Annotated in this window: 23 protein-coding genes; 11 read left to right on the forward strand and 12 right to left on the reverse strand. The window is 69.9% G+C overall.

All coding sequences use genetic code 11. The features are described 5' to 3' along the window. Positions 1-47 precede the first annotated feature (47 nt). Positions 48-1,565: a S8 family serine peptidase gene (locus tag ACFXAZ_RS28455; RefSeq protein WP_384597002.1), complete on the reverse strand. Its 1,518-nt coding sequence runs from the start codon at positions 1,563-1,565 to the stop codon at positions 48-50. 98 nt (positions 1,566-1,663) lie between these two features. Beyond that, positions 1,664-3,190: a S8 family serine peptidase gene (locus tag ACFXAZ_RS28460; protein ID WP_384597003.1), complete on the reverse strand. Its 1,527-nt coding sequence runs from the start codon at positions 3,188-3,190 to the stop codon at positions 1,664-1,666. A 370-nt stretch (positions 3,191-3,560) separates the two neighbouring features. On the opposite strand from ACFXAZ_RS28460, the gene ACFXAZ_RS28465 reads away from it, so the two are divergent. The 3 genes from ACFXAZ_RS28465 to moaA all read left to right on the forward strand — a co-directional run bounded on the left by ACFXAZ_RS28465 (position 3,561) and on the right by moaA (position 6,829). Next, positions 3,561-3,917, forward strand: a complete 357-nt coding sequence (locus ACFXAZ_RS28465; RefSeq protein WP_384597005.1) for a DUF485 domain-containing protein — start codon at positions 3,561-3,563, stop codon at positions 3,915-3,917. After that, the gene (locus ACFXAZ_RS28470; protein WP_384597007.1) at positions 3,914-5,551 is read left to right on the forward strand and encodes a cation acetate symporter; all 1,638 of its coding nucleotides are present in this window, start codon (positions 3,914-3,916) and stop codon (positions 5,549-5,551) included. Before ACFXAZ_RS28465 ends, ACFXAZ_RS28470 begins: the two co-directional genes overlap by 4 nt. Positions 5,552-5,839: 288 nt before the next feature. Next, positions 5,840-6,829 (forward strand): GTP 3',8-cyclase MoaA, encoded by a 990-nt coding sequence (moaA, locus tag ACFXAZ_RS28475; RefSeq protein ID WP_384597009.1) that lies wholly within the window; start codon positions 5,840-5,842, stop codon positions 6,827-6,829. 177 nt (positions 6,830-7,006) lie between these two features. On the opposite strand, the gene ACFXAZ_RS28480 is transcribed toward moaA, so the two are convergent. Together ACFXAZ_RS28480 and ACFXAZ_RS28485 are read right to left on the reverse strand one after the other, a co-directional pair. Further along, complete coding sequence (locus ACFXAZ_RS28480) at positions 7,007-7,246, reverse strand: hypothetical protein (RefSeq protein ID WP_382690866.1); 240 nt, start codon at positions 7,244-7,246, stop codon at positions 7,007-7,009. A 368-nt stretch (positions 7,247-7,614) separates the two neighbouring features. Continuing rightward, on the reverse strand, positions 7,615-7,995 hold the full coding sequence (locus ACFXAZ_RS28485) for a DUF3099 domain-containing protein (protein ID WP_384597012.1): 381 nt from the start codon (positions 7,993-7,995) through the stop codon (positions 7,615-7,617). Positions 7,996-8,239: 244 nt separating this feature from the next. Here ACFXAZ_RS28485 and ACFXAZ_RS28490 point away from each other — a divergent pair, with 244 nt between their 5' ends. After that, the gene (locus ACFXAZ_RS28490) at positions 8,240-8,518 is read left to right on the forward strand and encodes a GlsB/YeaQ/YmgE family stress response membrane protein (protein ID WP_384597014.1); all 279 of its coding nucleotides are present in this window, start codon (positions 8,240-8,242) and stop codon (positions 8,516-8,518) included. A gap of 303 nt (positions 8,519-8,821) precedes the next feature. On the opposite strand, the gene tyrS is transcribed toward ACFXAZ_RS28490, so the two are convergent. From tyrS to ACFXAZ_RS28515, 5 genes are all read right to left on the reverse strand, one after another. Beyond that, complete coding sequence (gene tyrS / locus ACFXAZ_RS28495; protein ID WP_384597016.1) at positions 8,822-10,090, reverse strand: tyrosine--tRNA ligase; 1,269 nt, start codon at positions 10,088-10,090, stop codon at positions 8,822-8,824. Positions 10,091-10,180: 90 nt separating this feature from the next. Next, positions 10,181-11,572, reverse strand: a complete 1,392-nt coding sequence (locus ACFXAZ_RS28500) for a metallopeptidase TldD-related protein (RefSeq protein ID WP_384597018.1) — start codon at positions 11,570-11,572, stop codon at positions 10,181-10,183. Further along, entirely contained in the window at positions 11,569-13,092 is a 1,524-nt protein-coding gene (locus ACFXAZ_RS28505) for a TldD/PmbA family protein (protein WP_384597020.1), read from the reverse strand. The genes ACFXAZ_RS28500 and ACFXAZ_RS28505 overlap by 4 nt, the downstream gene beginning before the upstream one ends. 257 nt (positions 13,093-13,349) lie before the next feature. Continuing rightward, positions 13,350-13,460, reverse strand: a complete 111-nt coding sequence (locus tag ACFXAZ_RS28510; RefSeq protein WP_384597022.1) for a DUF397 domain-containing protein — start codon at positions 13,458-13,460, stop codon at positions 13,350-13,352. Continuing rightward, positions 13,457-14,308 (reverse strand): helix-turn-helix transcriptional regulator, encoded by an 852-nt coding sequence (locus ACFXAZ_RS28515; RefSeq protein WP_384597024.1) that lies wholly within the window; start codon positions 14,306-14,308, stop codon positions 13,457-13,459. Before ACFXAZ_RS28515 ends, ACFXAZ_RS28510 begins: the two co-directional genes overlap by 4 nt. Positions 14,309-15,000: 692 nt before the next feature. On the opposite strand from ACFXAZ_RS28515, the gene fabG reads away from it, so the two are divergent. The 3 genes from fabG to ACFXAZ_RS28530 all read left to right on the forward strand — a co-directional run bounded on the left by fabG (position 15,001) and on the right by ACFXAZ_RS28530 (position 17,423). Next, positions 15,001-15,720, forward strand: coding sequence for a 3-oxoacyl-[acyl-carrier-protein] reductase (gene fabG, locus ACFXAZ_RS28520; RefSeq protein WP_384597026.1), 720 nt, complete (start codon positions 15,001-15,003; stop codon positions 15,718-15,720). Between the two features lie 5 nt (positions 15,721-15,725). After that, complete coding sequence (gene fabI, locus ACFXAZ_RS28525; RefSeq protein ID WP_384597028.1) at positions 15,726-16,493, forward strand: enoyl-ACP reductase FabI; 768 nt, start codon at positions 15,726-15,728, stop codon at positions 16,491-16,493. A gap of 513 nt (positions 16,494-17,006) precedes the next feature. Further along, the gene (locus ACFXAZ_RS28530; protein WP_384597071.1) at positions 17,007-17,423 is read left to right on the forward strand and encodes a hypothetical protein; all 417 of its coding nucleotides are present in this window, start codon (positions 17,007-17,009) and stop codon (positions 17,421-17,423) included. Here ACFXAZ_RS28530 and ACFXAZ_RS28535 read toward each other — a convergent pair. Next, on the reverse strand, positions 17,398-18,093 hold the full coding sequence (locus ACFXAZ_RS28535; protein ID WP_384597030.1) for a FadR/GntR family transcriptional regulator: 696 nt from the start codon (positions 18,091-18,093) through the stop codon (positions 17,398-17,400). The two genes, ACFXAZ_RS28530 and ACFXAZ_RS28535, sit on opposite strands and share 26 nt — an antisense overlap. A gap of 70 nt (positions 18,094-18,163) precedes the next feature. Here ACFXAZ_RS28535 and ACFXAZ_RS28540 point away from each other — a divergent pair, with 70 nt between their 5' ends. The 4 genes from ACFXAZ_RS28540 to ACFXAZ_RS28555 all read left to right on the forward strand — a co-directional run bounded on the left by ACFXAZ_RS28540 (position 18,164) and on the right by ACFXAZ_RS28555 (position 20,908). Beyond that, a complete protein-coding gene (locus tag ACFXAZ_RS28540) occupies positions 18,164-19,495 on the forward strand; it encodes a CynX/NimT family MFS transporter (protein ID WP_384597032.1) in 1,332 nt (443 codons plus the stop codon). Positions 19,496-19,676: 181 nt separating this feature from the next. Next, the gene (locus ACFXAZ_RS28545) at positions 19,677-19,793 is read left to right on the forward strand and encodes an SGM_5486 family transporter-associated protein (RefSeq protein WP_384597034.1); all 117 of its coding nucleotides are present in this window, start codon (positions 19,677-19,679) and stop codon (positions 19,791-19,793) included. A gap of 202 nt (positions 19,794-19,995) precedes the next feature. Continuing rightward, a complete protein-coding gene (locus ACFXAZ_RS28550) occupies positions 19,996-20,205 on the forward strand; it encodes a hypothetical protein (protein ID WP_384597036.1) in 210 nt (69 codons plus the stop codon). A 184-nt stretch (positions 20,206-20,389) separates the two neighbouring features. Beyond that, complete coding sequence (locus tag ACFXAZ_RS28555) at positions 20,390-20,908, forward strand: SixA phosphatase family protein (protein ID WP_384597038.1); 519 nt, start codon at positions 20,390-20,392, stop codon at positions 20,906-20,908. Between the two features lie 374 nt (positions 20,909-21,282). Here ACFXAZ_RS28555 and serB read toward each other — a convergent pair whose 3' ends face one another. Both serB and ACFXAZ_RS28565 read right to left on the reverse strand, forming a co-directional pair. Beyond that, entirely contained in the window at positions 21,283-22,491 is a 1,209-nt protein-coding gene (serB, locus tag ACFXAZ_RS28560) for a phosphoserine phosphatase SerB (RefSeq protein ID WP_384597040.1), read from the reverse strand. A 213-nt stretch (positions 22,492-22,704) separates the two neighbouring features. Continuing rightward, positions 22,705-24,657 (reverse strand): streptophobe family protein, encoded by a 1,953-nt coding sequence (locus ACFXAZ_RS28565; protein WP_384597042.1) that lies wholly within the window; start codon positions 24,655-24,657, stop codon positions 22,705-22,707. Position 24,658 lies beyond the last annotated feature (1 nt).

Consider the following 24,658-nt stretch of genomic DNA (forward strand, 5'->3'; position numbering starts at 1 on the left):
CCGCCCGGCCCCGGCGGGTGCCGCTGGGGCACCGATCACCGCTCGGGTTACTTCGTCACCGCGTCCAGCGCGTCCGCCACGCCCCAGCCGTAGAAGCCGTTGTAGTTCTTCGGCCCCTCGCACACCGCGTCGACCTTGCCGTCACCGTTGATGTCGTACGGGTTCGTGCACGCGGTGGCGTCGGCCTCCGCGTACAGCAGGGCCTTGACCAGCGCGGGTGACGCGTTGGGGTGCGTCGACTTGATCAGCGCGGCGACACCCGCGACATGCGGCGACGCCATCGACGTACCGGCCATGTAGCCCCAACGGCCGCCCGGCAGTGTGCCCAGGATCAGGCCGCTGGTCGCGGGCGGGGCGGGGGTCTGGTAGGCGGTCGAGTCGCCGCCGGGCGCGGCGATGTCGATGACGCCCCGGCCGTGGTTGGAGAACGACGACTTCAGGCCCTTGGCGCCGGTCGCCGCTACCGTCACGATGCCGGGCAGTTGGGTCGGTATGTCGTAGCACTCGGACGGGTCGATCACCCGGTCGCCGGGCGTGGAGTCGTTCGGCGAGCCGGGGTCGGTGATCTCGTCGGCGGCGAGGTCGTAGTTCTCGTTGCCCGCCGCGGCGACATTGACCGCGCCCTTCTTCTCCGCGTACTTCGAGGCCCGGGTGATGGCCTCCACGAGGGCCTTCTGGTCCGGGTCGTCCTTGCAGTTGAAGTACCACGGGTCGGTGTAGTAGCTGTTGTTCGTCACGTCGACGCCGTGCTCGGCCGCCCACACGAAGCCGCAGACGACGGCCTCCGTGTAGAAGAAGCCCGCGGTCGTGGACACCTTGATGCCCGAGACCTTCACTCCGGGCGCCACACCGGTCATGCCGATGCCGTTCTTCGCGGCGGCGATCTCACCGGCCACGTGGGTGCCGTGCGGGCTCTCCGCCGCGCTCGGCCGCCAGGCGCCGTCGCTGGTGTCCGGCTTGCCGGTCACACAGTTGACGGACGCCTCCCGGTCGAAGTTCGGCGCGATGTCGGGGTGGGTGTCGTCGACGCCCGTGTCGATCACGGCGACGGTGACCTCGCTGCTGCCCAGCGACTTCTCGTGTGCCTTGTCGGCCTTGATGGCGGGCAGGTCCCACTGGAGCGGCTGGAGCGGGTCCTGGCCGGCCGCCGCCTGCACGTCGGCCACGTCCTCGGCGGTGAGCACCTTCGGCGTGCCCACATCGGTGGTCGACTGCGCGGGCAGCGGCGCGGTGCGCGTGGAGCCTGCGGACTGCACCCCCCGCACCTTCCTGATCGTTTGAGCGAACCCGGTGTTCGCCGAGTGCACAACGATCACACCGATCTGGTCGTACGACTGCACGATCGTGCCGCCGGCCTTGCCGATGGCCTTCTTCACGGATGACGACGATCCGTTGCCGGGGCTCACATTGACGACATAGCTGAGCGAGGGCCCCTCGGCGGTGGGCGCGGCGCTCGGCTCCGCGGCGGCGGCGGTCACGTTCGGCAGGAACGCCACCGCGGTGGCCACGGCCATCCCGACCGGGATCGCCAGCGCGCGACGGTGACGCGAGTGAGACGCAGTCATGATGAGAGTCTCTCCAGTTCGTTCGCGAGAAAAGCGGACGTTGCGGGCTGTGGTGCGGCGCGGCCCCGTGGCGGCGGAGCCGCGCCACGTGGGGCGTGCTACTGCACCGCGCGGAGCGCGTTGACGATTCCGGCGCCGTAGAAGCCGTTGGAACGCTCGCCGCCCTCGCACACCGCGTCCTGTGTGCCGTCGCCGTCCTGGTCGTAGGAGGCCGGGCAGGCCGTGTCGTCCGCCTGGGCCTTGAGCAGCCGCTGGAGCTGTGCCGGGGACGCCTTCGGGTGCTCGGACTTCAGCAGCGCGGCGACGCCCGCCGCGTGCGGCGAGGCCATCGAGGTGCCCTGGAGGAAGCCGTACTGGTTGTTCGGCAGGGTCGACAGGATGCGGCCGTTCTTCGACGGCGTGTCGGGGATCTGGTAGATCCGGTCGCCGCCCGGCGCCGCCACATCGACGACACCGTTGCCGTACGAGGAGTAGTACGACTTCACGTTCTGCACCCCGGTCGCGCTGACCGTGACCACGCCCGGCAACTGCGTCGGCACGTCGAAGCACTCACGTGGATCGATCGTCCGATCAACCGGAGTGGAGTCGTCCGGGCTGGAGTCGTCCAGGATCGCGTCGGCGTCCAGGTCGTGGTTGGAGTTGCCGGCCGACGCCAGGTGCAGGGTGCCCTTCTTCTGGGCGTACAGCTGGGCCCGGTTCACCGCGTCGACGATCGCCCTCTGGTCCGGGTTGTCCATGCAGTTGTACAGCCACGGGTCCACGTAGTAGCTGTTGTTCGTTATCTCCACGCCGCGATCAGCCGCGAACACGAACGCGCAGACCACACTCTCCGGATAGAAGAGTCCGTTGTCCGGGTCGCTCACCTTGATGGAGGACACCTTCACGCCGGGCGCCACCCCGGCGACGCCTACGCCGTTACGGGCCGCGGCTATCTCACCGGCGACATGCGTGCCGTGATAGTCCTCCGCCGTGTACGGCCGCCAGGCGCCCTCGCTGGTGTCGGCCACGCCGCCCACGCAGTTCGCCGACTGCGACTTCGAGAAGTTCGCGGCGAGGTCCGGGTGGGTGTCGTCGACGCCCGTGTCGATCACCGCGACGGTCACCTTCGAACTGCCCGGATCGATCTTCGCGGCCTTGTCCGCGCCGATCGCGCGCAAGTCCCACTGATCGGCCTCCAGGGGCTCACTGCCCGGCGTGGCCGCCGCCTTCACCTTCGCCGCCTCGGCGGCCGTCAGATAGTCCACCGCGCCCTGGTCCGTGGTGCCCGCGGCGACCAGCGGCGCCGTGCGGGTCGCGCCCGCCGACTGCACCGCGCGCACCGCGCGGATGCGCGGACCGAAGTCCGGGTTCGCCGAGTGGACGACGATCACACCGATCTGCGCGTACGTGGTCACGACGGTGCCGCCGGCCGCGGCGATCGCCTTCTTCACCGACTCGATCGTGCGCCGATCGGTCGACGTGTTGACCACGTACGCCAGGCTCGGCGCGTCCTGCGCCACCCGCACACCGGTCTCCGCGGGGGAGGCGGCCGTGGCGGTGGCGGGCAGGAAGCCGAGCGAGGCGGTCAGGGACAGCACGACGGGCACGGCGAGCACGAGCCGGCGTCTGGAAGGCAGATGAGCCATGGGGTCTCCACATCATCCGGAAATACGAGACCGGCCCGAGGCGCGGGATAGCGCCTGGGCAGGTACATGACGGGTGTTGCAGGGTGAAGCTATCCCCCGAACTCGCTGGCCAGCAATGGCCTCAGGCGACGACTTCGGAAAGAAGTCCTCCGGGTTGAACCGGTCCTCGCGTGGCTCCGTGGACGTTGGACAGGGAGCCGAGCACGATCGAGCCCTCCCCGTGGATCACGCACCCGGCCACCACTGTCACAGCCGGTCAGATGACCCGCATCAGCAAAGGCAAGAACACATGTCCGTACCGCAACCGTCCCCGATCCCCGACCGTGCCCCGGCGCCCGTCGGCGCCGCACCCGCAACGCGAGGAGACTCCGTGGCCACCGAAACACCGCCACCTTCGAAACCAGATCACCGGCTCCCCTCGACCGAGGAGTTCGTCGAGGTGCAGGAGAGCGCGGAGTTCGGTGAACTGCGCCGTTCCTACCGCTCGTTCGCCTTTCCGCTGACCGTCGGGTTCATCGCCTGGTACCTGCTCTACGTCCTGCTGTCGAACTACGCGGGCGACTTCATGGGCACCAAGGTGTTCGGAAACATCAACGTGGCCCTGATCCTAGGGCTCGCCCAGTTCCTGACCACCTTCCTGATCGCCTGGTGGTACGCGCGGGTCGCCGCGACCAGGTTCGATCCCCAGGCAAAGGCGATCAAGTCCCGGATGGAGGGCGGCGAATGAGCAGCACATTCACCTTCGCGGTCGGCGAGTCGCTCGCGGCCGGCGCGGCAAGCGAACACCGAACGCTCATCATCAGCCTGTTCGCCGCGTTCGTGGTGGCCACCCTGGTCATCACCGTATGGGCCGGGCGGCAGACCAAGGACGCGGCCGACTTCTACGCGGGCGGCCGGCAGTTCACCGGCTTCCAGAACGGTCTCGCGGTCGCCGGCGACTACATGTCCGCCGCATCCTTCCTCGGCATCGCGGGCGCCATCGCGCTGTCCGGCTACGACGGCTTCCTGTACTCCATCGGCTTCCTCGTCGCCTGGCTGGTCGCCCTGCTGCTGGTCGCCGAGCCGCTGCGCAACTCCGGCCGCTACACCATGGGCGACGTGCTCGCCTACCGGATGCGCCAGCGCCCGGTGCGTACCGCCGCCGGCACCTCGACCATCGTCGTGTCGATCTTCTACCTGCTCGCCCAGATGGCGGGCGCGGGCGTGCTCGTCTCGCTGCTGCTCGGCATCACCAGCGACGCCGGAAAGATCGGCATTGTCGCTCTGGTCGGTGTCCTTATGATCGTTTACGTCACGATCGGCGGCATGAAGGGCACCACCTGGGTGCAAATGGTCAAGGCCGTGCTGCTCATGACGGGCGCGCTGCTGCTCACCTTCCTGGTGCTGCTGAAGTTCGACTTCAACATCTCCGATCTGCTCGGCACCGCCGCCGACAACAGCGGCCATGGCGCCGCGTTCCTGGAGCCCGGCCTGAAGTACGGCGTGTCGGGCACCACCAAGATCGACTTCATCTCGCTCGGTATCGCGCTCGTGCTCGGCACCGCCGGTCTGCCGCACATCCTGATCCGCTTCTACACGGTCCCCACGGCTCAGGCCGCCCGTAAGTCCGTGATCTGGGCGATCGGTCTGATCGGCGCGTTCTACCTGATGACCCTCGCCCTCGGATTCGGCGCGGCGGCCCTGATCAGCCCTGACGAGATCACTTCGTCCAACAAGGCCGGAAACACCGCGGCCCCGCTGCTCGCCCTGCATCTGGGCGGCGTGGACTCCAACTGGGGCGCGATCCTGCTGGCCACCATCTCCGCGGTCGCCTTCGCCACGATCCTCGCGGTCGTCGCCGGCCTGACGCTCGCCTCCTCGTCGTCCTTCGCGCACGACATCTACGCCAACGTGATCAAGCGCGGCCAGGCCACCGAACAGCAGGAGATCCGCGCGGCCCGCCTGGCGACCGTCGGCATCGGCGCGGTGTCGATCGTGCTCGGCGCGCTCGCCCGCGACCTCAACGTCGCCGGCCTGGTCGCCCTCGCGTTCGCCGTCGCCGCCTCGGCCAACCTGCCGACGATCCTCTACAGCCTCTTCTGGAAGCGGTTCACCACCCAGGGCGCACTGTGGTCGATCTACGGCGGTCTGATCACCGCCGTCGGCCTGGTGCTGTTCTCGCCGGTGGTCTCCGGCAAGGCCACGTCGATGTTCCCCGACGTCGACTTCCACTGGTTCCCGCTGGAGAACCCCGGCATCGTCTCCATCCCGGTCGGCTTCCTGCTCGGCGTCATCGGCACCCTGCTGTCGAAGGAGGAGCCCGACAAGGGCAAGTACGCCGAACTGGAGGTCCGGTCACTGACCGGCACCGGGGCCCACTGAGCCAGGGCCGGCCCGCGCGGGGACGCCGCTCGACCGGGACGCCGGGTGCCTCGCAGCACCGGACAGGTCCTGGTCACCCGCGCGGGAAAGGCCCGCTCCCGCGTGGCCGCGTCGTACCGATCGTGGAGATCCACGACGCGGCCACGCCGTACCTCCTCGGATCGGGCACGTCCGATTGTCCGGACCGTCGCGTAGGCTCGCTGGTGTCGGAACGTTTCTGATCGCTTTGCCGTTGATCGAATGACCATCGGGCCGATGGATGTTTCCGGACGAGGGAAGGGGGTCCCCGTGCTCACCGATACCTATGGACGAGTGGCCACCGACCTGAGGGTCTCGCTGACCGACCGGTGCAATCTGCGGTGCACGTACTGCATGCCCGAAGAGGGCCTGCAATGGCTGGCCAAATCCGATCTGCTCACGGACGACGAGATCGTCCGCCTGATCGACATAGCCGTCACCTCCCTCGGCATCGAGGAGGTCCGCTTCACCGGCGGTGAGCCACTGATCCGCCCTGGACTGGTCGGCATCGTCGAGCGCGTCGCGGCCCTGGAGCCGCGCCCCCAGATGTCCCTGACCACCAACGGCATCGGCCTCAAGCGCACGGCCGCCGCCCTCCAGGCCGCCGGTCTGGACCGCGTCAATGTCTCGCTCGACACGCTCCGGCCCGATGTCTTCAAGGCCCTCACCCGCCGCGACCGCCACCAGGACGTCATCGACGGCCTGACCGCCGCCCACGACGCCGGTCTGACCCCGGTCAAGGTCAACTCCGTCCTGATGCCGGGGCTCAACGACGACGAGGCCCCCGACCTTCTCGCCTGGGCGATCGAGCACGGCTACGAACTGCGTTTCATCGAGCAGATGCCCCTGGACGCCCAGCACGGCTGGAAACGCGACGGCATGATCACGGCCGGTGACATTCTGGGCTCTTTGCGTACGCGCTTCGCCCTCACCCCCGAGGGCGAGCAGGCGCGCGGCTCGGCCCCTGCCGAGCGCTGGCTGGTCGACGGCGGACCGCACCGCGTCGGCGTGATCGCCTCCGTCACCCGCCCCTTCTGCGCCGCCTGCGACCGCACCCGTCTCACTGCCGACGGCCAGGTCCGCACCTGTCTGTTCGCCCGCGAGGAAACCGACCTGCGCACGGCCCTGCGCTCCGGCGCCCCCGACGAGGAGATAGCCCGCATCTGGCGTCTGGCGATGTGGGGCAAGAAGGCGGGCGCGGGCCTGGACGACCCGACGTTCATCCAGCCGGACCGCCCCATGTCGGCGATCGGCGGCTGAAGAATCCGCGACCGAAGAGTCGGCGACCTAAGGATCAGCGGCCGAGGGTCGGCGGGCTCAGGATCAGCGACCGAAGGATCAGCGACCGAGTGATCGGTCGCCAAGGAAGCGAAGCCGGCGGCGCGAGCCCAGGTGATCGAAGCGAGGGGACCGAAGCCAGAGAGTCGCTCCGCCCTTTCAGGACTCGGGAGCGCTCCACTCCTCGAACCGCACCACGTCCTTCAAGAACCCCCGCACTCCCAGAAACTGCGAAAGATGCTCGCGGTGCTCCTCGCAAGCGAGCCAGGTCTTGCGCCGCTCCGGTGTGTGCAGCTTCGGGTTGTTCCACGCCAACACCCACTCGGCACCGGCCCGGCAGCCCTTCGCGGAGCAGATGGGCGACACGGGCTCGGGACCAGGGGTCGGAAGGACGTTCACCCTCCGACCCTAACCCGACCGGGACGGGCCGTGATCACGGCCTCCACAGCCACAGTTGATGCGATCACGGCAAACATGATCGCCCGCTGCGACGGAGTACGGGCACCCTTGTGCGACGGCGTATGTGCACCCGCTCCCATGTGATCACCGCCGCCTCGTTCGAGGGCATGATCGGCGACCGAAACGGCCACGGAAGGACGACACAAAAGGCGACGCCGAGCAGCCACGGGGGGAGCTGCCCGGCGTCGGTCCGTCGCTCCGACGGGGGATGCGGAGCGCGTACGAAGTATGTCATGGGGATCCGGTCGCCCGGCACCGGAACAACATGATTGATCTGAGCTTTTACCGACCATGGAATTGCACTGGGTCTAGGCGGGCCGCTCGGTGGGACCGGCCGGTCCGTCCTCCGCCCGGGATTCCGTGTAGCCGCCGTCAGCGGCCCGCGGCGGTGCGATCATCGGGCTGGGCTGCACGGTCACGAACGTCGTCGGCAGTGACGGAGCGTTCTCCCGCCCGGCGTTGGCGACCACCACCGCGATATAGGGGAGGACCGCCCCGAGCACCAACGCCACGATCGCGACGTGCCGTTCGACGTTCCACAGCACCGCGGCGAGAACTACCGACACCGTGCGTACCGACATCGAGATGATGTATCGGCGCTGGCGTTTACGGACGTCGTCCTGGAGGCCCTGCCGGGCTCCGGTGATCCGGAACACCTGGGTGCCGTCGCCGTCGCGCTGCTTCCGCATCACACTCCACCACCCGCCCGCAGGGGACTGTCCCCGACCCGATCCCGGTCCGTACCGGGCAGCAGGCCGGTCCGGACAGGCCCAACGTTACGCCGCGCCTGCGCCGCATTCGAGACCGGGTCACCCTCCTGCCCGCGTGAACGTCGTGGGCCGTAGACCGTACGGGCGAGCCCGACATGCGCCGTACGGAGGGCGGCCCGACACTGGGCCTAACGCTCAGGTCGAGCCGTACGAGGAGGCAGTCATGGGCTGGTTGTGGGCCATCATCGTGGGATTCGTGCTCGGTCTGATCGCCAAGGCGATCATTCCGGGCAAGCAGCACAGCCCGCTCTGGCTGACCACCATCTTCGGCATGCTCGGCGCGCTCGCCGGCAACGCCATCGCCCGCGGCCTGGGAGTCGCGTCCACCCCGGGCATCGACTGGAGCCGTCACCTGTTCCAACTGGTCGCCGCGATCATCATCGTGTTCCTGGGCGACATGGCGTACACGGCGACCCTGGGCAAGCGCAAACAGCACACCTGAGCCCGATCACAGCCGACGCCGAAGGGGTGCGGGGAAGCAGGCGACGAGCCACGACGGACTCGCAGTCGCCATCCCTCCGCACCCCTTCGGCGAGCGCACCATCAGCGAGCACCCTTGCAACCGATCGGATCCTGCTCGCGTGATCACATCCCGCTCCCGCGATCCCGCGCGCGTAGCGCCCTCCCGCGCCCGCTGAAACACCTCTCGCACCCGCCGAAGTACCTCACGCACTCGCCCGCAGAGGTACCTTTCGCGCCGACTGATCAAAGATCGCTCACGCTGATCGGAATCAGCTCGTGATGATCAGACTCCGCTCACCATCACGGCGGCCAGATTCCGCTTCCCGCGCCGCAGCACGAGCCACTTCCCGTACAGCAGATCCCCGGCGGCCGGCATGGCGTCCTCGGCGGCGATCTTGACGTTGTTCACGTACGCACCGCCCTCCTTGACCGTGCGCCGCGCGGCGGACTTGCTCGCCACCAGCCCCACCGCGGAGAAGAGATCCACGACCGGTACCAGCCCGGAGACCTCGATGTGCGGCACCTCGGTCAGCGCAGCGACCAGCGTCCGCTCGTCCAGCGAGGCCAGCTCGCCCTGCCCGAACAGCGCCCGGCTAGCGGCGATCACCGCCTCGGTCTGCCCGGCGCCGTGCACCAGCGTCGTCAGCTCCTCCGCCAGTGCCCGCTGTGCGGCCCGCGCCTGGGGCCGCTCCCGCGTCTGCTCCTCCAGCTCCTCCAGCTCCGCGCGGGACCTGAAGGACAGAATGCGCAGGTACGTCGACACGTCCCGGTCGTCCACATTCAGCCAGAACTGGTAGAACGCGTACGGCGAGGTCATCTCCGGGTCGAGCCAGACGGCGCCGCCCTCGGTCTTGCCGAACTTGGTGCCGTCCGCCTTCGTCATCAGCGGCGTCGCCAGCGCGTGTACCTGCGCCTGCGGCTCCAGCCGGTGGATCAGGTCCAGGCCCGCCGTGAGGTTGCCCCACTGGTCGCTGCCGCCCTGCTGGAGCGTGCAGCCATGACGCCGGTACAGCTCCAGGAAGTCCATCGCCTGGAGCAGTTGGTAGCTGAACTCGGTGTAGCTGATGCCCTCCTCGGACTCCAGCCGGCGGGCGACCGAGTCCTTGGTGAGCATTTTGTTGACCCGGAAGTGCTTGCCGATGTCCCGCAGGAACTCGATCGCGGACAGCCCGGCCGTCCAGTCCAGGTTGTTCACCATCACCGCGGCGTTCTCGCCCTCGAAGGACAGGAACGGCTCGATCTGCGAGCGCAGCCGGGCGACCCAGGCGGCGACCGTCTCCGGCGCGTTCAGCGTGCGCTCCGCGGTCGGGCGCGGGTCGCCGATCTGGCCGGTGGCGCCGCCGACCAGGGCCAGCGGACGCAGGCCCGCCTGCTGGAGCCGGCGCATGGTGAGCACCTGCACCAGATGTCCGACGTGCAGACTGGCCGCGGTCGGATCGAAGCCGCAATAGAACGTGACGGGGCCGTCCGCGAGCGCCTTGCGCAAAGCGTCCTCATCAGTGGACTGGGCGAACAGCCCGCGCCACTTCAGCTCGTCGACGATGTCCGTCACGGTTCTCGTGTCTCCTCGGATGATCTTCGGGCGATCTCGCGTGATCTTCGGTTCGGTCCCAGCGCCGCCCGACTGTGAACGCCTACGAGGTTATACGCCCGGACTGACAGAGCTCATATTGAAATCCGGCACCCGCAGCGCGGGCATCGCCGCCCGCGTGAACCAGTCGCTCCACTCCCTGGGCAGCGTCTTCTCCGTGCGCCCCGCCTCGGAGGCCCGTCCCAGCAGACCGACCGGCGATTCGTTGAACCTGAAGTTGTTCACTTCCCCGGTCACCTCGCCGTTCTCCACCAGATACACGCCGTCGCGGGTGAGCCCGGTCAGCAGCAGCGTGGCCGGATCGACCTCGCGGATGTACCACAGGCAGGTCAGCAGCAGCCCGCGCTCGGTGGCGGCGACCATCTCCTCCAGGGAGCGGTCCGTGCCGCCGTCCAGGATCAGATTGCCGATGCCGGGCGCCACCGGCAGCCCGGTCAGCGCGGCGCTGTGCTGGCTGGTGGTCAGCCGCGTCAGCTCGCCCGCGCGCATCCAGTCGGTCGCACCGAGCGGCAGTCCGTTGTCGAAGACCGATTGATCACCGCCGGATGAGTGAGCGATCACGAACGGCGCGGACTCCAGGCCCGGCTCGTTTGGGTCGCTGCGCAAGGTCAGCGGCAGCTCGGTCAGCCGCTCGCCGATCCGGGTGCCGCCGGACTTGGAGAACACCGTCCGGCCCTCGGCCGCGTCCCGGCCCGACGCCGACCACAGCTGGTAGATCAGCAGATCGGCGACCGCGGTCGGCGGCAGAAGCGTCTCGTACCGCCCGGCCGGCAGCTCGATCCGCCGCTCCGCCCAGCCCAGGCGTACGGCCAGCTCGGCGTCCAGCGCCGCCGGATCGACGTCCTTGAAGTCCCGCGTGGCGTGCCCGGCCCACGCCGAGCGAGTCCGGTCGGGCGACTTGGCGTTGAGTTCCAGCGTGCCGGTCGGCTGATCATGCCGCAGCCGCAGCCCGGTCGATGTACCGACATAGGTCGACACGTGCTCGTGATTGGCGAAGCCGTACAGCTCGCGACCGCCCGCACGCGCGCGTGCGAACGCCTCGCCCAGAGCGGGCGCGAAGTCGGCGAACACCGCGGAGGAGGTCTCGGCGGGCGCGTCCGTGAAGTCCGGACTCGCGGGGACGCCACTGACCAGCGGCTGCGCGTCCTCGGCGGGACCGGCGCCCCGCGCGGCGGCCTCGGCGGCCCGTACCAGCGGCTCCAGCTCGTCCGGCGTCACCGCGGCGCGCGAGACCACCCCGGAGGCGGTGCCCTCCTTGCCGTCGACGGTCGCGATCACCGTGAGCGTGCGCCCGCGCGTGACGCCGTTCGTCGTCAGCGCGTTCCCTGCCCAGCGCAGATTGGCGGTCGAATGCTCATCGGCGATCACGACACACCCGTCGGCCCGCGACAGCTCCAGGGCCCGTTCGACCATCTCGTACGGCTTGCTGACGGCGGCGCTCATCGCCCGGCCTCCTGGGTGGTGTTGAGGATGCTGACGCCCTTGAAGAGCGCGGACGGGCAGCCGTGGGAGACCGCCGCGACCTGGCCCGGCTGGGCCTTTCCGCAGTTGAACGCGCCGCCCAGGACATACGTCTGCGGGCCGCCGACGGCCGCCATGGAACCCCAGAAGTCGGTCGTGGTCGCCTGGTAGGCCACGTCCTTGAGCTGCCCGGTGATCCGGCCGTTCTCGATCCGGAAAAAGCGCTGACCGGTGAACTGGAAGTTGTACCGCTGCATGTCGATCGACCATGAACGATCACCGACGACATAGATGCCCCGGTCCACGCTCCCGATCAGCCCCTCCGTGGACAGTCCCGCCGGATCCGGCTGGAGCGACACATTGGCCATCCGCTGCACCGGCACATGCGCGGGGGAGTCGGCGAACGCGCACCCGTTGGAGCGCTCGAACCCGGTCAGCCGCGCGATCCGCCGGTCCAGCTGGTAGCCCACCAGCGTGCCGTCCTTCACCAGGTCCCAGGACTGCGCCGCGACGCCCTCGTCGTCGTACCCCACGGTCGCCAGGCCGTGCTCGGCGGTGCGGTCACCGGTGACGTTCATCAGGTCCGAGCCGTACCTGAGCTTGCCCAATTGATCGAACGTGGCGAACGAGGTCCCCGCGTAGGCGGCCTCATAGCCGAGCGCGCGATCCAGTTCGGTGGCGTGCCCGATGGACTCGTGGATCGTCAGCCACAGGTTCGAGGGATCGACGACCAGATCGTACGATCCCGGCTCCACGCTCGGTGCGCGCATCTTCTCGGCGAGCAACCCGGGGATCAGATCCAGCTCCTCGTCCCAGTCCCAGCCGGTGCCGGTCAGATACTCCCAGCCGCGCCCGACCGGCGGCGCGATCGTGCGCATGGAGTCGAACTCGCCGCTGGAGTCGTCCACCGACACCGCCGTGAGCTGCGGATGCAGCCGCACCCGCTGCTGGGTCGTCGCGGTCCCGGCCGTGTCGGCGTAGAACTTGTTCTCGTGCACGGTGAGCAACGACGCGTCGACATGGTCGACCCCGTCCGCCCTGAGCAGCCGCCCGCTCCAGTCCGCGAGCAGTGCCGACTTCTCCTCGTCGGGCACCGAGAACGGATCGATCTCGTACGAGGAGATCCAGGTCCGGTCGGTGTGCACGGGCTCGTCGGCCAGTTCCACGCGTTCATTCGATCCTGCGGCTTTGATCACTTGAGCAGAGAGCTTCGCCATGGCGACCGCCTGCCCGGCGACCCGCGCGGCGGCGTCCATGGTCAGATCCACACCGGACGCGAACCCCCACGTCCCGCCATGCACGACCCGCACCGCGTATCCGAGATCGGTGGTGTCCGACGACCCGGACGGTTTGCCGTCCCGCAGCCGCCAGGACGCGCTGCGCACCCGCTCCAGCCGGAAGTCGGCATGCTCCGCCCCCAGGGCACGCGCGCGTGCCAGCGCCGCGTCCGCCAGGGCGCGCAGCGGAAGCGTGAGAAACGACTGGTCGATGTCATGGGGCACGGGCGGGAATCCCTTCGGACGCTTGGTGCAGTCGCGTTTGAAGGCAGTGAATCATGTCCCGCTCGCCGACCTCTGCGGCAAAGGAGGCGGTCGGACGCCGGCCGGCGGTCCGGCTGGGGCAACGGGGTGACTCCGTCGCGCCGAACGATTTCGTTCTGTTCGGCCTAGCGGGCCGTACCCGACGCCCTCGACCTGCTCAAAAATGTTCTGCGCGAACGAACACGGGACCGATCACCGTGTCCGCCCTTGAGCGTCACCTACCACGCGACGTGAACCGCCTCGGGACGCATGGCGATCTCGACGCAATGGTCCCCGCACCCTCCGTCGTAGCTGCTCTTGAACCAGTTCAGCTCAGGGGCGGTGCTCACAGCGCTCCTCGCATCTGTTCCAAGAGTTTGACCGTAGCCCGACAGTCCAGGGCCTGGGTACGCAACTTGCCATAGCGCTGCTGGAGGACGCTGACCTCGCCGGGATCGACGATCAGATTGCTCGATCGATGCCCTTCGAGGTAACCGAACCATTGGTGGTTGGCTGATTCGGCCAGGTACAGCTGGCCATCGGACCCGCAATGGTCTTCCTGGCGCAGGGGCATGATCTGGATCTCGACATTGGTCCGCTCACCTACGGTCAACAGATGGTCGATGACAGCCCTGGTGATTGACGCGCCGCCGACCCTGCGCTCCAGGATGGTCTGTTCGATGATGAACGAATAGGAAGCGTTTGGTCGCTCGGTCAGCAACGCCTGGCGTTCGATCTTTGCCGCCACCTTGTGGTCGATCTGCTCGTCGGTGAACGGAGGGAGCTGGCACATGAGCACCGCCCGCGCATATTCCTCCGGCTGCAACAACCCCGGAATTGCCCGGCACTCATACGCGTAGAGCGTGATCGCCTCTTCCTCGATCCCGGCCCATTCCAGGAACCACGACGCCAGCCCCGCCCGCCGTGCCAGGGTCTTCGCCGCCGCCGCAAGGATCTCGAACCCGACCGGCCCCAGCACCTCTGCCGCCCGTGCGGGCAGATCCGCCGGGGGGAATCGCTTTCCCTGCTCGATCTCGGCGACATACGCGGCTGGATACCGCACACGGGAAGCGAATTCCTCCTGGGGCAAGCCGGATTCGTCCCGCAGTGCCTTCAGGACGATTCCGAACGTCTTGAGACAGTCGGATAGTTCCACTTCCGTATTGTTCGTTCCAATTTCGCATTGGTTCGCCGTCATGACCGCGTGCCTCCCATGCTCACGTTTCCGCGTACTCACCGAACCCGCCCAATCCATCGAGGGTCACGGGGGAGTTACTCACCTAGCCCAGAGTCTGCACCGGTACAGAGGCGTCTGTACCGGTGTCGTTCCTGTTGGCAGGGTGAGCGGGAGCAGAACGCTGGATTCATGCCAGCAAGAGGCGACTGGGAGGCCGCTACCGCAAGTACGTTCGTCCGGTGGCTGTCGGCCACCCGTCAAGGAGCCCGCCTCGCGCGCAGACTCGCCGTGCACCAAGTCGACCGTGTGAGGTGCCGCACGGGATCCTGGCCTCCGACGAGGGGGACTGCTCCTGGCGGAGGCCATCGCCGCGTGGCGTGACACCGCGCGCGGCGTGGCACTGGATGGGCGCGGACGCGGAGGTCGATCGACGCCCACAGCGTCGGTGTCGTGGAAAGCGAACGATAAATCGATCAGGTGGGATCGTTTTCCGTTGCCTTGAGCGGCTGGGTCGAACGGTCTGACGGCTCGTGCTCCTGGTGAGACGGGCTGAACCGGGCGGATCGACTGTAGAAACCCGACAGCGAGCCCCCCGAGCCACTGTCGGTGCCCGAATGCCCGCGTGGCCAGGGCGACCGATAGGTTTTGGGTAAAGCCGCCTGTCATCGCGTGTTCGGGCGGATGTGTCAGACCGCTATGGAAAGGGTGATCCGTTGAGCCGCTCGGTTCTCGTCACCGGAGGCAACCGGGGCATCGGCCTCGCCATCGCCCGCGCATTCGCCGACGCCGGTGACAAGGTCGCGATCACATACCGCTCGGGCGAGCCGCCGGCCGCCCTCACGGAACTGGGCTGCCTCGCCGTGAAGTGCGACATCACGGACACCGAGCAGGTGGAGCAGGCGTACAAGGAGATCGAGGACGCCCACGGCCCGGTCGAGGTCCTGATCGCCAACGCCGGCATCACCAAGGACCAGCTGCTGATGCGCATGTCCGAGGAAGACTTCACCTCGGTCATCGACACCAACCTCACCGGTACCTTCCGCGTGGTCAAGCGCGCCAATCGCGGCATGCTGCGCGCGAAGAAGGGCCGCGTCGTGCTCATCTCGTCGGTGGTCGGTCTGCTCGGCGGTCCGGGCCAGGCCAACTACGCCGCTTCCAAATCTGCTCTGGTCGGTTTTGCTCGTTCGCTCAGCCGTGAGCTGGGCTCGCGCAACATCACGTTCAATGTCGTCGCGCCCGGTTTCGTGGACACCGACATGACCAAGGCGCTCACCGACGAGCAGCGCGCGAACATCGTCAAGCAGGTGCCGCTGGGCCGCTACGCCCAGCCGGAGGAGGTCGCCGCGACGGTGCGGTTCCTGGCCTCGGACGACGCCTCGTACATCACTGGAGCCGTCATCCCTGTTGACGGCGGACTGGGAATGGGTCACTGATCACCATGAGCGGAATCCTCGACGGCAAGCGCGTCCTGATCACCGGTGTGCTGATGGAATCCTCCATCGCCTTCCACGCCGCGAAGCTCGCCCAGGAGCAGGGCGCCGAGATCATCCTGACCGCCTTCCCGCGGCCCACCCTGACCGAGCGCATCGCCAAGAAGCTGCCCAAGCCCACCAAGGTCATCGAGCTGGACGTCAGCAACGACGAGCACCTCGCCCGCCTCGCCGACCTGGTCGGTGAGGAGTTGGGCGGCCTCGACGGCATCGTCCACTCCATCGGCTTCGCTCCCCAGGACGCGCTCGGGGGCAACTTCCTCAACACGCCGTTCGAGTCCGTGGCGACCGCCATGCACATCTCGGCGTTCTCACTGAAGTCGCTCACCATGGCGTGCATGCCGCTGATGCAGAACGGCGGCTCTGTCGTCGGCCTCACCTTCGACGCCCAGTACGCCTGGCCGCAGTACGACTGGATGGGCCCCGCCAAGGCCGCCCTGGAGGCCACCAGCCGCTACATGGCGCGCGATCTCGGCAAGCAGAACATCCGCTGCAATCTGATCTCCGCCGGGCCGCTCGCTTCCATGGCCGCGAAGTCCATCCCCGGCTTCAGCGATCTGGCCTCGGTCTGGGACAGCCGCTCCCCGCTGGAATGGGACCTGAAGGACCCGGACCCGGCCGGCCGCGGCATCGTCGCGCTGCTCAGCGACTGGTTCCCGAAGACCACCGGCGAGATCATCCACGTGGACGGCGGCCTGCACGCCATCGGCGCCTGATCCCACGCCACCCTCCCAGGGCTCGCGTCCCGCACGGGGCGCGGGCCTTCGGCGTGTCCGGGTGTTTCGGGGGCTGGTACGGGCCGATCCGGGCGTGTCCCCCGTTCGGCCTATCCGGCCGGGCGGAGCGGCGTCGCAACTGCGCACTCTGGATCAGGCGTTCGTCACACGCATTCCTCCCCAGCACGACCCCGCACGGCCGAGGAGGTCCCCCTTGTGCGCCCATCCCGCAGCATGGCCTCAGCGACCCTTGCCGTCGCGATCGTGCTGTCCACGCCCCTTCCGGCGGCCCCGCACGCGCGCGTGGAGCGAACGGCACAGGGACGCGCCCAGAAACCACCACCCGCGCGCGTGACGCAGACAGCACCGGCTCCTGTCGATCGTGTGCTGTCCGACGCCCAGCCGCGATCCGGTGACCAGGCGCGACCGGGTGACCAACCCCGATCGGTCGGCCAACCGCGATCGGGCGACCAGCCCCGGTCGGGTGACCGACCGCGATCGGGCGAGCATCCGCTGCCCGCTCAGAAGCCGCAGGCCGCCGACCCTCCGCAGCCCGCCGAGACGCGCCGGCCCACACACCTTGCGCAAGTCGCCAAGACGCGGCAGCTCGCCAAGACGCGGCAGCCCCCCAGGAAGCCGCCGCCCGGCGAAACACCCCTCTCCGGCGGCAAGCCCCGGCTCGACGCCAAGCCCCCGTTCGGCGCCGAGTGCCGCACCAGTGTCGACGGCTCGCGCGTGACCGCCTACTGCCACAACCCTTACCCCGAGACCGACCGGCTGCGGCTGCACATCGAGTGCGAGCGCTGGTGGGACCTCGACAGCGACGGCGAGGCGGCCGACGCCGGGCCGGCGACGACCGTACGGCTCACCGGCCGCTGCTGGAAGGAAGTCCGCGCGGCGTGGGTCACCCACCAGAACCGGGGGAGCTGAGCCGGGCCAGGCGGCACAGGAAGGGATAGCTGGCCGCCTCCGCCCCGGCCGTGTCGGCGTCGCCCGCGCGGATCGCGTCCAGCAGCCGGGCGTGGTCCATGTGCGCGTCCGGGGTCAGCTCCTCGCCTACACCCTCGCGCAGCCAGTCCCGCAGCACCTCGCCCAGATCGGCGTACATCTGCGTCATCACGTCGTTGTGCGAGGCGGCCACCACGGCCAGGTGAAAGGTCGCGTCGGCGGTCACGAACACCTCCGCTTCCCCCGAGCGCCACGCCTCCTCACGCCGCTCCAGCACCGCGTCCAACTGCTTGAGGTCCTTCTCCGTGCGCCGCTCGGCGGCCAGCCGGGCCGCGGCGGACTCCAGCGTGGAACGCAGCTCGGCGATGTGCCGGGGGTCGGCGCCCGCGAACCGCCGGTGCATGACACTCGCCAGCTCGCTGGTCGCCACGACATAGGTGCCGGAGCCCTGGCGGATGTCGAGGAGGCCGTTGTGCGCGAGCGCGCGGACCGCCTCGCGCACGGTGTTGCGGGCGACGCCGAGCTGTTCGACCAGCTCGGGCTCGGTCGGGATGCGCGAGCCGACCGGCCATTCGCCCGACGCGATCTGGTTCCGCAGCTCGGCGATGACCTGCTCGGACAGAGCCGAGCGGCGTGGGTGGCTCAAGGGCATGGCGCATCCTCGCTCACGAGGGTCGGCAGAACCGCGCCGACGAATGGACAACCAATCATCCCATGATTCTATGATGGGTCCCATGCCGCGAGAGGAAACGACCACGACACTGCCCCCGACCGTCACCAGTTCGGCCCCGCCCACCCCCGAGGCGGCCGGATCGGGCGGCCCGCGCGCGTGGGCGATGCGTCTGCTCGTCGTCGGTGTCGTCCTCACCGCGGTCAACCTCCGTCCCGCGATCACCAGCCTCGGCGCGCTCCTGGAAGACGTCCGTGTCGGGCTCGGCATGAGCGGCAGCATGGCCGGGCTGCTCACCTCCGTCCCACCGCTCTGCTTCGCCGTGTTCGGCATCACGGCACCCCGTCTGGCCCGCCGTTTCGGCCCTGGCGCGGTGGTGTGCGCGGGCATGGCCGCGATCGCCACCGGCCTGCTCGTACGGCCGTACGCGGGCGGCACGGCGGGCTTCCTGGCCGCCAGCGCCCTCGCCCTCATGGGCATAGCCGTGAGCAACGTCCTGATGCCGGTCATCGTCAAGCGCTGGTTCCCCGACCGGATCGGCACCATGACCGGCCTGTACTCGATGGCCCTCGCCTTCGGCACGGCCATCGCGGCGGCGATCACCGTCCCCGTCACCGACGCCCTCGGCGGCGGCTGGCGTCCCGGGCTCGCCCTGTGGGCGGCCCTCGCGGTGGCGGCCGTACTGCCCTGGATCCCGTTCGTACGGAAGTCCGCGGCACCCACCCACGCCGGGAACGGCAAGGACGAGGCTCTCCGCGCGGCGCCGGACGTATCCGCGCGGGAGGAACCCGCCGTACGCCTGCGGATCACCCGGAGCCGTACCGCCTGGGCGCTCGCGGTGTTCTTCGGCCTCCAGGCCACCGCCGCCTACATCACCATGGGCTGGATGCCGCAGATCTTCCGTGACGCGGGCGTCTCCGCCGACACCGCCGGTCTGCTGCTCGCCGTGACCATGGTCATGGGCGTGCCGCTCGCCTTCGTCATCCCGCGCCTGGCCACCCGGCTGCCGCATCAGGGCCCGATCGTGGTCGCCCTCGGCCTGTGCGGACTGGCCGGATATGCGGGCCTGTACCTCGCGCCCGCGGGCGGCGCCTGGGCCTGGGCCGTGCTGCTCGGCATCGCCAACTGCGCCTTCCCGCTCGCCCTGACGATGGTCGGCATGCGCGCGAGGACCGGCGCGGGCGTGGCCCAGCTCTCCGCCTTCGCCCAGAGCACCGGCTACCTGATCTCCATCCCCGGCCCTCTCCTGGTCGGCGTCCTCTACCAGCACAGCGGCGGCTGGGGTGTGCCCATCGCCCTGATGGCCGCCCTGATGATCCCGCAGATCCTGGTCGGCCTCGTGGCGGGCCGCAACCGGACGGTGGAGGACGAGGCCGCGCGCTGAGGACGAACCGCGCGCTGAGGGCGAGGGCGAGGGCGGGTGGCCGGCGCGCGGGCGGGCACAATCCCAGGGGCGCGCCACCCCGCGCGCACTACCCAGGGATGGACCACCCCGGCGGTCCACCACCCCCGGAACGGACCACCCCGGGGCACACCGCGCCCACCCAGAGTGGGAGACTGAGCGCATGCCAGTGCTCGATCCGAACCCCAAGAACGGCCAGAAGAAGCTGCTGCTCGTCTTCGGTTCGTTCTTCGCCATCTTCGTGATCATCGGCATCATCGCCACGATCGCGTCACCGTGACCGGCCGCCCGGGAGACGCGGCGAGGCCCGCGTGAGACCCGGGTGAGACCCGTTGGTGGGGCTACCCCCACCAACCCCTAGGGGGTGAGGGTCAGGGTCAAGTGGGTGGATCACCGGATGGGTTGGGGCCCGCCGGGTCCGTATCTTCGAAGTGTGACCGCGAGCGGCGGGCACTCACCCCTCGAAGACGGCGGAGGCACCCATGTCGGCCCCTACGTACTCCCGGACCCACCCGGCGACCGCGGGCCGGGCTGTCTCTTCCCGGCTGCCCTGGTGGGCCCTCGCCCTGCCGACCCTCGCCTTCATCACCCTGCTCGCGTTGATACTCAACCCCGCCGAGGCCCACGCGGCGGGCGGCGACCCCGCGATGTCGCACGTCGTGGAGCGCGTTCAGCAGCTGATCAGCCGCTAAGGCCCCAGGCCGATCCGGGGCTTCCATCCGACTGCCGTCCGTCCGCCCTCCGGAGCCCTGCCCGCACTCTCCGTGGACCGTGGCACCGCGTGCCCTCCCCGTGCCGCCGAGACCCCTCCACCATGGGTGAATCCCCAAGTCAACTCCCTGCGCCCCATGGCATATTTCATGCGAAGCTGGGGCCATGAGCGTCGCAGAACCCCGCAGGATTGTCCTCTTCCGGCATGCGAAAGCCGACTGGCCCCAGGTGAACGACCACGAGCGTCCGCTCGCCGAGCGGGGCCGTCTGGAGGCCGCCGAGGCCGGGCGCAGGCTCGCCGATACGGGTATCGCCTTCGACCTGGCCCTGTGCTCCACGGCGACCCGGACCCGCGAGACCTGGAAGCTCGCCGTCCAGGAGTTCCCGCACCGGCCGAAAACCGTCTACGAGGAGCGGATCTACGAGGCAGCGCCCGGCGAGCTGATCGCGCTGCTCAACGAGACCCCCGACGACGTCCGCAACGTCCTGCTGATCGGCCACAACCCAGGCATCCAAGCGCTTGCGGAGATCCTCTCCGGATCTGCCGACGGGGAGCCTCGCGACCGGATGAGCGAGCGTGGCTTCCCGGCCGCCGCCTTCGCCGTCCTGACCACCGACGGCGCCTGGAAGAACGTGGAGCCCGGCACAGCCGCCCTGGTCGATTACTGGGCCCCGTCCGACTGAGCACCCGTCGTCCGCCGGGCTGGACGGACGACGCGCGGCGAGCACGAAGAAGCGTCGAGCCGCGAGCAAGAAGAGAAGACGAGCCGAGAGTACGAAGGCAAGGGCCCGGCATCCGATGACGCCGGGCCCTCTGCACACCCTGATGCGGACGCCCGCCTCGGCGGGGTCGCTCCGGCCACGGGACCGCCGCCCCTCCGGCAGCCACCCCTGCCACCGGACGCCCGCTCCGGCCGGTCACGCGTGCCAGGGGACGCCTGCTCCGGCCGAGTCACCCGTGCCACCGGACACCCGACCCGGCAGGTCACCCCTGCCACCGGACGCCCCCCCAGCGGCTCACCCCGCCGCCCCGCGTGCCCACCCCCGCAGGCCACCGGTCACCCCTCGTCGTGTGTGTCCGCCGCCTCGACCTCTTCGCGGGTCACGCCGAGCAGATACAGCACCGTGTCCAGGAACGGCACGTTCACCGCGGTGTGCGCGGCCTCCCGGACCACCGGCTTGGCGTTGAAGGCGACCCCGAGCCCCGCCGCGTTGAGCATGTCCAGATCATTCGCGCCGTCCCCGATGGCGACGGTCTGCGCCAGGGGTACGCCCGCCTCCGCCGCGAACCTGCGCAGCAGCCGTGCCTTGCCCGCCCGGTCCACGATCTCGCCGGTGACCCGGCCGGTGAGCTTGCCGTCGGCGATCTCCAGCGTGTTGGCCTGCGCGAAGTCCAGCCCCAGCCGTTCCTTCAGGTCGTCGGTGACCTGGGTGAACCCGCCGGAGACCACACCGACTTGATAGCCGAGCCGCTTCAGCGTACGGATCAGTGTCCGCGCGCCCGGCGTCAGCCGCACCTCGCTGCGCACCTTCTCCACGACCGAGGCGTCCAGCCCCTTGAGCAGCGCCACGCGCGCGTGCAGAGACTGCTCGAAGTCCAGCTCCCCGCGCATCGCCGCCGCTGTCACCTCGGCGACCTCGTCCTCGCATCCGGCGTGCGCGGCGAACAGCTCGATCACCTCGTCCTGGATGAGCGTGGAGTCCACGTCCATCACCACCAGCCGCTGCGCCCGCCGGTGCAGCCCCGCCGCGACCACCGCGATGTCGACGCCGAGCGCGGCGGCGCCGGTGGCCAGCGAAGTGCGCAGGGTCTCCGTCGCCACGCCGGACACCGCGAACTCGACGGCGGTGACCGGGTACTTGGCGAGCCGGAAGATACGGTCGATGTTGCCCCCGGCCGCGGTGATCCGCGCGGCGATGGCCGCCGTGGCCTCGGCGGTGAGCGGATGGCCGAGTACGGTCACCAGTGAGCGGCCCAGTCCGCGTGGCCGGTTGTCGCCGGTGCCGGAGATGATCTCCGCCTGTAGCTTCATCGATTCTGCCCAGCTGTGGACCGTCGCCCGCAACTCGCCGGCAAGCCCCTGCGGAGGCTCGGTCACGAGCGCGCACAACACGATCCGGCCACGGGTGACGACCTGCTCGATGTCGACCACGTCGACCGCGAAGGCAGCGAGAGTGTCGAAGAGCCCGGCCGTGATGCCCGGCCGGTCCTTGCCGAAGATCTTGACAAGGAGGGTGGGGAAGTCTGAGGTCTGCGAAGGGCTCATGGTGCCTCCACCGTATCCGGCACCCAGTGCCTACCGCCTCCGTGGTCCGTCTAGCGGACACGGAACACTGGATGTCTGAACAGTGGCGTAAGCCCTAAATGTCACCAGCGTCTGCGCTTGCACCGGTGATCCCACGCCGCGCCTCAGCGTCCCCCCGTTGCCGCCCGGCGCGCCGAGCCCCGCCCCTTTACCGCCCCCTTGGACCGCCCTCTCTCACCGCCGCCCCTTCGGCCGGCCGGGCGGTGGAGGCGGCCCCTCCTCGGGCGAGGTGGGCGGCCGGCGAGGAGACGGGGGAGCGGGCGGTACGACCGGCCCCGGCGCCGTCGGCGAGCCGTAGACGTCGCCATGGTCCACGCCGCGAGAAGGCCCAGGCCCCGTCGCAGCCGCCCCACCCGACGCCCCCGACCTCTGTCCCCGTACCCCCGGCCCCTGCCCACGCGACTCCGGCCCCCGCACCCCCCGTACTCGCCGCCCCTCAAGCCCCTCCTCCGGCACCCGCAAGTAAGGATTGGTCGCCGGATTGGGCGCCCGATAAGGCACCCCCCGCCCGTACGGCCCCGCACCGGCACCTTCCGCGGCCCCCACCCCCGTACCCGCACCCATCTCCACGTCACCCAGTGCCACCCCCAACCGCACTGCCTGCCGCCCCGCCGCCCCCGTCGCGGACGCCAGCAACGCCCCGACGACCCCGGCCCCCACCCCCCACACCGCACCCAGCAGCAACGCGGACCCGAGGCGCGCCCGCAGCTCCACCCCGGCCCCGAAGGCGTCGACCCCCAGTACCGACAGCGAGGCGTCCACCGAGACCTCCGCGAGCCACCCGAGCAAGGGCAGGGCCAGCGCCATGACGACCCCCAACGGCACCGCACACCGGATCACGAACCCGAGGGCACCGGCATCCTCGACATCCCCCGCCATCCCGCCCCCACGCCCCCGCCGCCCGCCCGGCGCCACCCCGCCCGCCGTTGGACCACCCGCCGTCCACCCACGCACCCCCGGCCCGCCCGGCGTCCGCACAGCCACCCCCCGCTCGGCCACCCCCCGCCCGACCGGCGTCCGCACCGCCGTGACCACCCCCGCCAGCAGCATCAACAGCCCCGCCCCCACCCCCAGCAGCCACACCCGCGTATCCAGCTCCGCGAGACGTCCGAGTGTCACGGGCCCGTCCGAGTCGGCCAGCAGGTCGTCCAGCGGATCCGGCAGGAAACGGGTCAGCGGACCCGTCGCGTCACCCTCGTACGGCACGAAGAGGCCGATCGGGACGCCGAGCCACACGCCGTTCGGCGCGCCGAGCAGTGCCGCGCCCGCGATCCGCTTGGGGTGGTCGTCGCCGATCGCCGCGTACGCCGCCGCCGCGAGCCCCGCCGCGATCGCCACCAGCAACACGGTGACCAGCGACGAGACGGCAGGCCTGACCACCCGGTGCACGAAGGCGAGCCCGCGCGGCAGCGGGGTGCGCCGCGAGGCCAGCAACGCGATCAGCAGCACGCCCACCACCCAACCGAGCCCCCCGAGCAACGTCGGCACGGTGTCCACGGTGAACCCGACCGCCGCCTTGGCGTCGATGAGATCGCCGACCCGGTCCGGCAGCAGCCCCCCGATGTCCCAGGTGTCCCCAATGCCCCCGACGTCCCCCACCTCGCCGAGGCCCGGGATCTCGATTCCGCCCGCCCCGCCGGCGCCCGGCGCGTCGTCCAGCCCGAGCGCGCCGCCGTCGATCGTGATGACGTCGTGCCCGGCCCAGGCGAGCCCGCCGAGCGACGCCACGAACAGTGCGATCACCGCACCCACGCGCGCGAGCAGTTCGGCCGGTGACACCACCGCTCCGGCCGCCCGCAGTGACCGCAGGAAAATCCAGGACAAAAGGAGCGCACCGACCAGGCTGACCCCCAGTGGCGTGATCTCGATGGCGGTCGAGGCCTCCGCGCCCTCCAGGCCGAACGCCGACACGTCCCCCGACGGGCTGACCGACCCACCGGCCCCGAGCGCCACCACCGCCGCCGTCATCGGGCCCAGCGACCCCGCCGCGTCCGCCTCCAGCAGATGCAGGCCGAGCGCCGCCGTGCCCGCCATTCCGATCAACGCCCAGCTCACGGAGGCGATCGCGGACAGCACTACGTCGATCCACGGCACCCGCCGGCCGCGCCGTACGCCTTCGGCTTCCATG

It is taken from the genome of Streptomyces sp. NPDC059477, from assembly GCF_042749375.1.
GTDB lineage: Bacteria > Actinomycetota > Actinomycetes > Streptomycetales > Streptomycetaceae > Streptomyces.

Excerpts from the sequence above, each read along its gene's own strand:
- ACFXAZ_RS28500 (WP_384597018.1), bottom strand. The coding sequence starts at position 11,572 with ATGAGCGCCGCCGTCAGCAAGCCGTACGAGATGGTCGAACGGGCCCTG.
- ACFXAZ_RS28485 (WP_384597012.1), bottom strand. The coding sequence starts at position 7,995 with ATGCGGAAGCAGCGCGACGGCGACGGCACCCAGGTGTTCCGGATCACC.
- ACFXAZ_RS28535 (WP_384597030.1), bottom strand. The coding sequence starts at position 18,093 with ATGCCCTTGAGCCACCCACGCCGCTCGGCTCTGTCCGAGCAGGTCATC.
- ACFXAZ_RS28565 (WP_384597042.1), bottom strand. The coding sequence starts at position 24,657 with ATGGAAGCCGAAGGCGTACGGCGCGGCCGGCGGGTGCCGTGGATCGAC.
- fabI (WP_384597028.1), top strand. The coding sequence starts at position 15,726 with ATGAGCGGAATCCTCGACGGCAAGCGCGTCCTGATCACCGGTGTGCTG.
- ACFXAZ_RS28460 (WP_384597003.1), bottom strand. The coding sequence starts at position 3,190 with ATGGCTCATCTGCCTTCCAGACGCCGGCTCGTGCTCGCCGTGCCCGTC.
- ACFXAZ_RS28490 (WP_384597014.1), top strand. The coding sequence starts at position 8,240 with ATGGGCTGGTTGTGGGCCATCATCGTGGGATTCGTGCTCGGTCTGATC.
- ACFXAZ_RS28555 (WP_384597038.1), top strand. The coding sequence starts at position 20,390 with ATGAGCGTCGCAGAACCCCGCAGGATTGTCCTCTTCCGGCATGCGAAA.
- ACFXAZ_RS28470 (WP_384597007.1), top strand. The coding sequence starts at position 3,914 with ATGAGCAGCACATTCACCTTCGCGGTCGGCGAGTCGCTCGCGGCCGGC.
- ACFXAZ_RS28545 (WP_384597034.1), top strand. The coding sequence starts at position 19,677 with ATGCCAGTGCTCGATCCGAACCCCAAGAACGGCCAGAAGAAGCTGCTG.
- serB (WP_384597040.1), bottom strand. The coding sequence starts at position 22,491 with ATGAGCCCTTCGCAGACCTCAGACTTCCCCACCCTCCTTGTCAAGATC.
- ACFXAZ_RS28455 (WP_384597002.1), bottom strand. The coding sequence starts at position 1,565 with ATGACTGCGTCTCACTCGCGTCACCGTCGCGCGCTGGCGATCCCGGTC.
- ACFXAZ_RS28515 (WP_384597024.1), bottom strand. The coding sequence starts at position 14,308 with ATGACGGCGAACCAATGCGAAATTGGAACGAACAATACGGAAGTGGAA.
- ACFXAZ_RS28540 (WP_384597032.1), top strand. The coding sequence starts at position 18,164 with ATGATGGGTCCCATGCCGCGAGAGGAAACGACCACGACACTGCCCCCG.
- ACFXAZ_RS28550 (WP_384597036.1), top strand. The coding sequence starts at position 19,996 with ATGTCGGCCCCTACGTACTCCCGGACCCACCCGGCGACCGCGGGCCGG.